Below are 7,125 nucleotides of genomic sequence, written 5' to 3'. Positions count from 1 at the left end.
AAAGTATTTATAGATAAAAATTTGAAGGATTATATAGCACCTCTGAAGATGAGAGATGCTTCTAAGACATTGATGCCACTTGAAAGAGGATCTAGAATCAACATCGAAAACAATAAAATAAGACTATTTTTACATTGGCTAGATGGAAGACTACATACAGATTTAGACTTGAGCATAATATTATACGATGAGGATTTTGAGAGAATAGATAATGTATCGTATTTTAATATGAAAATCGATGGTTGCGTACATTCAGGGGATGTCAGAAGTGCGCCAGCTCCTGAAGGCGGAACTGAATATATAGATATAGATTTAGAAAAAATAAATCCAAGTTGCTATTATATTTGTGTAGTTGTAAATGCGTATACTCACGAAAAATTCTATGAATTGCCTGAATGCTTCGTGGGATATATGGATATAGACGAAAATTTAAATACAGCATATAACCCTTCATTTGTAAAATTCAAAGGAGATTTGACAACAGAAACTACTGTATCATTGCCGTATATAGTAGATGTGATGGCAAATCAAATCGTATGGTGTGATATAGACTACGACAATTTATATCCTATAAACAATATACAATCTCGAAAAAATACAACTAATATGATCGTTCAAAACATCTTAAACTCTCGCAAGCCTACAATGGACAAGCTAGTCAAGTTAAATGTGGCATCAAGGGGCGAGCTAGTGGAAAATATCTGTGAAGCTGATTTGATATTTACTGATAGAAAAAATGAACTACTTGACACTGATGATATAATCAGAACTAGAGAAGTCGATGTTGTAAAGACGAGAGCTGTATTTGATGAGGATGGAAATGAAGTCGGTGTAGAGGAGTATATCGAAAAAGATATAGAAATTTACGAGGCTAGGATAGTGACTCCATTTGATACAGATATTATATCGTCTGAATTATTATAGAAATTGAAAAAGCACAAGAGCTCAAAAATTTGCGTTTTTGTGCTTTTGTAATTGCATTATGAAAATTATTTGGGAGGTATAGTATGAATTTAATTTTTGATGTAGATGACACTTTGTACAATTTGATGAAACCATTTGAAGATACATATAACAATATGTTTGGGGATAAATACGACATACCTATAGATGTTTTGCACAAAAAATATCGTCAATACAGTGATGAAATATTTGAACTAGTACAGCATGGAAGTATGACAATGAGGGATTTACAGATACAAAGAATTACAAGATCACTTGGAGATTTTGGAGTACATATAACTGAGGAAAAAGCTCTAGAATTTCAACAACAATATTCATTAAATCAAAATAAAATCGTATTATTAGAAGGAATCAAGGAAATTTTGGATTTTGCAAAAGAACATAACCTAAAGATAGGAATAATCACAAATGGAGAAGTAGACCATCAACTGAAAAAAGTAAAAAATCTAGATTTAGAAAAATGGATTGCAGAGGAAAATATATTTGTGGCAGGTGGTTCTATTTTGCCGAAACCACATAGCGATGTTTTTAAATTTGTAGAGGATAAAATGAATTTAGATCCAGAAGATACATATTATATAGGTGATACTTTTGCAAATGATGTTGTCGGAGCTAAAAATGCTGGTTGGAACTCTATATGGATAAATAGAAGAAATTCTTCTATACCATTGGAAAGTGAGTATTACCCTGATTATGAGGCTAATAGTGATGAAGAGTTGTTAGATATTATAAAGGAATTGGCTTAGGAAAATTAGAGTTTTTAAATAATTACAAGAGAAAAAATAAAAGCTTAAAGTGAAATATATTTTGTGGAGCTACAGTAGGATTTGTAGCTCCTTTTTAATTTTACTAAATGCAATTATACTTTGTATATTATTTTGTAGCTAATCAAACATATTCCCTAAAATACTGAAGCATTTTTTCAGTTGAATAAACAACGTTTGTGAATCCTCTTTACATCCATGCTTAATCCACGTTGTCAAATAAGCAGATATACAAGAAGTCAGTGTAGCAACTAAATATTCTGATTCAAATGAGTTTAGCTGTTCATTTGTAAAAAATATATCTTTGCTTGGAAGAAGATATTTTTTATGTGCATTATACAGTAAATCCATACGATTACTGTCCACGATAGCCTTTAATAATGTCTTGTGTTCCATCCATATTTCAATAAATCGAAGAGCTAAATCATTTGTATTAAGAGTTTCGTCGATAGGATGTTTTTCGTTTAGCGTTTCAAATATTTGGTCACATAAATATTCTAATACGTCAGAAGTATTATCAAAAAGGCGATAGAACGTAGAGCGACCGACAGAGGATGTTTTCCAAATGTCGGTTACTGTTATTTTATCAAAGGGTTTTACTTCTAGACATTTGAGCATGCCTTCGCTGATAAGTTTTGAAGATTTTTGGGCACGTTTATCGTTTTGGATGTGATACATTTTTACCTCCTAGTGTATTATAAGTTGTGGGACTATTGTATCATAAAATGAGTTTTGCTACAATAATTCCATAAAATTTGCAATGAAATAATTTTTTCGTAAAGAGGTGATTTTATGGATAAAAAACGAACTATGATTCAGTATAATGCAGATGGAAAAGAAATGGTCGTTCCTGTTCGAGGTGCATTATCAGTTACTTCAAAAAGAGCGCGTTATACAGGATTTAAACAGGAAAAGCTCATTTTGAAAAAAGGTAGTATTCGTATGAAGGGTAATATGCCACTACCTTGTGATATTTTATTCGAGCGAGATGTTCCAATTGCTTTGCGTGATGGTGTTACTATCTATACTGATATATTCCGTCCAGTCGATGATGAACCACATCCGGCAATCGTAGCTTTAAGCCCATATGGCAAAGAGATTGGAAGTCAGTGGCTTGATGATGTTCCTTCTTTTATTGGAGTAAAAAAATCTGCAACTTCAGGTTTGCAGAAATTTGAAGGACCGGATCCTGCTTATTGGGTAAAACATGGATATGCAATTATAAATCCAGATGTACGAGGAGCATACAATTCTGAAGGTATCATATTATTTTTTGGAAGTGATTATGGACGTGATGGAGCTGATATTATTGAATGGACTGCCAAACAGTCGTGGAGCAATGGAAAGGTTGGGATGTCAGGAAATTCATGGCTAGCTATTTCTCAATGGTTTGTAGCTGCTCAGCATCCAAAACATCTTGCTGCATTTGCTCCTTGGGAAGGATTAAATGATTGTTATCGTGAAGTAGCAACAAGAGGTGGTGTTATGATGCCAGAATTTATCAAGATGCTTACTGATTCATTTGCTTCTACAGAAGATGGCGGTGTAGAAGACTGCATTTCTATGATGTGGAAATATCCAACTATGAATGATTATTGGCGTGATAAAGCCGCAGATTTGGAAACTATCACAACTCCTGCTTATATTGTAGCTAGTTATACTAATGCGATACATACTTATGGTTCTTTGGAGGGCTACCGACGAATATCATCAAAAGAAAAATGGCTACGTATTCATAACACAGGTGAATGGGATGATTATTACAATCCTGACCATGTAGAGGATTTACGAAAGTTTTTTGATAAATATCTAAAGGGTATTGATAATGGATGGGAAAATACTCCAAAAGTACGCTTGAGTGTTCTTAATCCAGGAAAAACAGATATTGTAGACCGTGCTGAAGAAGATTTTCCTATCCCACGAACACAGTACAAAAAACTTTATCTCAATGCTGATAATAATAGCTTGCAAGAAAGTTTACCTACAAAGGAATGTAGTAATTCTTATGATTCTGATAGCAAAAATCGAAAGGTATCTTATCGTATGAAAATGACGGAGGATACTGAAATAATAGGATATATCAAGCTTAGAATTTGGGTACAAGCTCTTGATCATGATGATATGGATTTAGAAGTAAGTTTCGAAAAATTGAATAAACGTGGCAGACATTTTTGTTTAAATCCAATGAATAGAATTGTAGCAAAAGGATATATTAGGGCATCTTTGCGTGAATTAGATACTGTACGTAGCACTGAAGAAAATCCATATCAAGCCTTTGAGCATGAACAAAAATTGAAACAAAATGAAATAGTCCCACTCGACATTCTCATTTGGCCTATGGGAATGAAGTTTCAAAAAGACGAATATTTGCAAATTACTGTCTCAGCGTATAAAACGAAGAAGGTTTGGAAGGGACCGTTTAAACTAAAAATGGCTAAAATCTCTATACCTGAAGAGGGCTATACTTATATGCCAAAATCTAAAGTTAAAATGATGACTTTAGGTGGCGGAGATATGAGCGAGATTGCACCTGATGGAGAGAATGTCGAACTACCAAAGGATCATAATCATGGACGTCATGTTATTTATACAGGTGGTAAATATGATAGCTACTTATATGTTCCTATTATTCCAAATAAATAGATTCGAGGAGGGAAAAATATGCAAAAAATTATTAAAGGTTGGCTTTCTTGCTGGCTCTATATTATAACAGCGATTGGTGGATTCTTAGTCGCATTACTAATTGTAAATTGGAATGTATGGCCTATGACGACAAAGCTAGCTGTTGCCGCAGTTGTTAGCTTAGTACTTCATGTATTGGAGGAATGGAAATTTCCAGGCGGCTTTTACTATATGTATAATTTACAGCATGGCGCGTCAGAAGAATTGTCAGACCGATATCCAATGAGCCAGTTAACTGATATGCTTACAAATTTTATCCCTATTGCTTTTGGTTGTGTTATGCTTATATTTGGGATGCCTTATGTTGTTACTTTGATGTGGTTTGGCTTATCTGCTATGGAGGTTTTTGTGCATACGTTAGCAGGCTGTCAGATGAAAAGACGTTTTGATGGTAGGGGTAAGAAAACTATATACAACCCAGGACTTGCTACGTCATATTTGTGTTTTCTTCCAATTTTTATTGGTTTCATAATTTCGTTTTTTATAGATCGAGTGCCTACAATTTTAGAGGTACTACTTGCTATTATATTTACTTTGATTATGGCAAAAATCTGTGTAAACTGGGCAGAGAATACTTTCAAATGTGAAGATTCTTCTTATCCGTATGATTGGGGTAAGGGATATTTTACTAAGTTTTGTAAGGACGAGTAATTTTACAACAACCACAAAAAGTACTTTTTTTAATCGGAGTAATAGTATCAGGAATTTCTATGTATTTTAAATTAGTACAATCCTTAAATACATGTTTTTTAACAAGAAAATTTTTTATATGTTAAAAAAAGAAGTAGCATCTATAGTGCTACTTCTTCTACCTAAGGGATAGAATATTGCATTTGTTTGACTGCAAATAAATATAAATAAAAATTTACTTACATAAAAATATTTAAGGATTTAAAAGTTTTTATGCTTTAAAGTAAATTGTGGGTGAAATTAGTATTTATAATATCATCAACTTACTTATTTGATGGAAAAATAGTTGATGAATTTTCAATAAAAATGAATAATTTTGTCAAATATATAATGTTTAGTTATGTTTTAATACGTTTTATTTTGTTTGATATAATTATATCAATCTTGAAATAATATGTCAATGATAATAAAATATAAATAAACTGATAATAAAGGGGAGTAGATTATGGAAGATAAGGATGCCATACTAAAAGAGAGTATATCGTATGTAGAAGAAATATTAAAAGATAAATTAGACGATATAGTGGTTGAAAGAGCTGTATTTGGGTTGTTCTTCTCTGGTGTAAAATTAAACAATGGATACGGTGGACTTTGCTTCACTCCGATAAAAGAAATACCAGAGGCAGTATGCTGCCCAAGCTCAGCTAAGGCAATGCCACTTTCAGGTAAACTATCCAATCGAAGTGCTAGAAAATACCTAGACGATATCTTCAGTGGCAATATTTTAAAAAGAACATTGGGAATAGCTACTTTAAATGCACTTAGCTCTATGTGCTGGGATTTAATGCCTGAGAAGGACTACGAGATTAAAGTAGGAGTCGATGCATTTGACGAATTAGAGATAGATCCTGCTAAAAATAGTGCCGTAGTTGGAGCTTTAGTTCCTATGTTAAAGAAACTTATAAGTGCCAATGCTCCTTTTAAGGTGTTTGAGATGGACTCTAAGACATTGAAGGGCGAGGAGTTAAATCATTTCTTGACACCGGATAAAGCGCCTGAGTATCTGCCAAGCGCTGATTTGGTTGTCATAACTGGGGTTACTATTTTGAATGATACTTTGGAGGGATTGCTTTGTAATGTAAAGGAAGGTGCAGATGTGTTGGTTACAGGTCCTACAGCTGGGATGCTGCCTGATGCGTTTTTTAAGAGGGGTGTTACTATGATCGGTGGGATTTTGGTTACTAAGCCTGATGAGTTGTTGGATATAATTAGTGAAGGCGGTTCGGGGTATCATTTCTTTGGGAAGTATGCTGAGCGTATAGTTGTTAGAAAGAGATAGAAAATTTGAATTAATATTTTAAGGGCTATTATTTAAGATGTAATAGCTCTTTTTGATTTTAATACTAATATTAAACATTAAAATAAATTATAATATTAAATAAGAAAAATTTATAAATGCAAAACATAATTTTATTTTTCGGGGCATTGGTATTTTCAAGAGTATATTGGTTTTTTCTGTATTTTGAAGATTATAAAGTTAAGCCTTTAATGATTTTTAATATATTTGAAAATTTTAACGAAGCATATTTAAAGTATTTTATGGAAGCATTTATTATTATTTAAGCTGATTTAAGTGCAGTAACTTTCTTGTTATTTGTCATAGTAAATATTTTAAATGTAGTTAAGCGAGCAGAACCGCTGGAAGATCCAGTAGAAAGTTCTATAAAAAATTAACAGTTAAACAAGTTGAAAAAGAAGAAAATAAAGATTAAATTTTTAAATATTGGTGTCTAAGATAAAGTGTGTAAATATACACTTTACCTTAGACTTTTTTTAATTACAGAAGATTGATCGAAAAACTGTGTATTTTATAATTATAAATTATCTTTGAATAGTAAAATGTTAAAGACGAAGATAAATAGTATTGGTTGTAATTTACATTAATATCTGATAATATAATTATTGACCAAGGTCAAAAATATATTATACAAGGGGGTATATAAATTGGCACGTCCTGTAAAAAAACAACCTGAACAATGGGAACATGAAATTTTAAGTGTGGCGCAAGAGCTTTTCACTACAAAAG

At 32.3% G+C, this 7,125-nt stretch carries 7 protein-coding genes; 5 read left to right on the top strand and 2 right to left on the bottom strand.

Annotation, left to right across the window (positions count from 1 at the left end; genetic code table 11):
• Together ACI3VO_RS02080 and ACI3VO_RS02075 are read left to right on the top strand one after the other, a co-directional pair.
• On the top strand, window positions 1-924 hold a 924-nt coding region (locus tag ACI3VO_RS02080), incomplete at its 5' end, for a TerD family protein (protein ID WP_439756316.1).
• An 83-nt stretch (window positions 925-1,007) separates the two neighbouring features.
• On the top strand, window positions 1,008-1,709 hold the full coding sequence (locus ACI3VO_RS02075; protein ID WP_439756315.1) for an HAD family hydrolase: 702 nt from the start codon (window positions 1,008-1,010) through the stop codon (window positions 1,707-1,709).
• Between the two features lie 138 nt (window positions 1,710-1,847).
• Here ACI3VO_RS02075 and ACI3VO_RS02070 read toward each other — a convergent pair whose 3' ends face one another.
• Window positions 1,848-2,345 carry a hypothetical protein gene (locus ACI3VO_RS02070; protein WP_439756314.1) on the bottom strand — a complete coding sequence of 166 codons (498 nt, stop codon included), beginning with the start codon at window positions 2,343-2,345 and terminating at the stop codon, window positions 1,848-1,850.
• Window positions 2,346-2,519: 174 nt separating this feature from the next.
• On the opposite strand from ACI3VO_RS02070, the gene ACI3VO_RS02065 reads away from it, so the two are divergent.
• A complete protein-coding gene (locus tag ACI3VO_RS02065) occupies window positions 2,520-4,370 on the top strand; it encodes a CocE/NonD family hydrolase (RefSeq protein WP_439756313.1) in 1,851 nt (616 codons plus the stop codon).
• An 18-nt stretch (window positions 4,371-4,388) separates the two neighbouring features.
• Complete coding sequence (locus tag ACI3VO_RS02060) at window positions 4,389-5,060, top strand: HXXEE domain-containing protein (protein WP_439756312.1); 672 nt, start codon at window positions 4,389-4,391, stop codon at window positions 5,058-5,060.
• Here ACI3VO_RS02060 and ACI3VO_RS02055 read toward each other — a convergent pair.
• Window positions 5,038-5,115 carry a hypothetical protein gene (locus ACI3VO_RS02055; protein WP_439756317.1) on the bottom strand — a complete coding sequence of 26 codons (78 nt, stop codon included), beginning with the start codon at window positions 5,113-5,115 and terminating at the stop codon, window positions 5,038-5,040. The two genes, ACI3VO_RS02060 and ACI3VO_RS02055, sit on opposite strands and share 23 nt — an antisense overlap.
• Window positions 5,116-5,544: 429 nt before the next feature.
• On the opposite strand from ACI3VO_RS02055, the gene ACI3VO_RS02050 reads away from it, so the two are divergent.
• Window positions 5,545-6,378, top strand: a complete 834-nt coding sequence (locus ACI3VO_RS02050; protein WP_439756311.1) for a Rossmann-like domain-containing protein — start codon at window positions 5,545-5,547, stop codon at window positions 6,376-6,378.
• Window positions 6,379-7,125: the final 747 nt, after the last annotated feature.

The organism is Intestinibacter sp. (genome assembly GCF_051866655.1).
Taxonomy (GTDB): Bacteria; Bacillota; Clostridia; order Peptostreptococcales; family Peptostreptococcaceae; genus Intestinibacter.
This window is presented reverse-complemented; position numbering and strand designations above follow the sequence as displayed.

Excerpts from the sequence above, each read along its gene's own strand:
- ACI3VO_RS02075 (WP_439756315.1), top strand. The coding sequence starts at position 1,008 with ATGAATTTAATTTTTGATGTAGATGACACTTTGTACAATTTGATGAAA.
- ACI3VO_RS02070 (WP_439756314.1), bottom strand. The coding sequence starts at position 2,345 with ATGCTCAAATGTCTAGAAGTAAAACCCTTTGATAAAATAACAGTAACC.
- ACI3VO_RS02065 (WP_439756313.1), top strand. The coding sequence starts at position 2,520 with ATGGATAAAAAACGAACTATGATTCAGTATAATGCAGATGGAAAAGAA.
- ACI3VO_RS02050 (WP_439756311.1), top strand. The coding sequence starts at position 5,545 with ATGGAAGATAAGGATGCCATACTAAAAGAGAGTATATCGTATGTAGAA.
- ACI3VO_RS02060 (WP_439756312.1), top strand. The coding sequence starts at position 4,389 with ATGCAAAAAATTATTAAAGGTTGGCTTTCTTGCTGGCTCTATATTATA.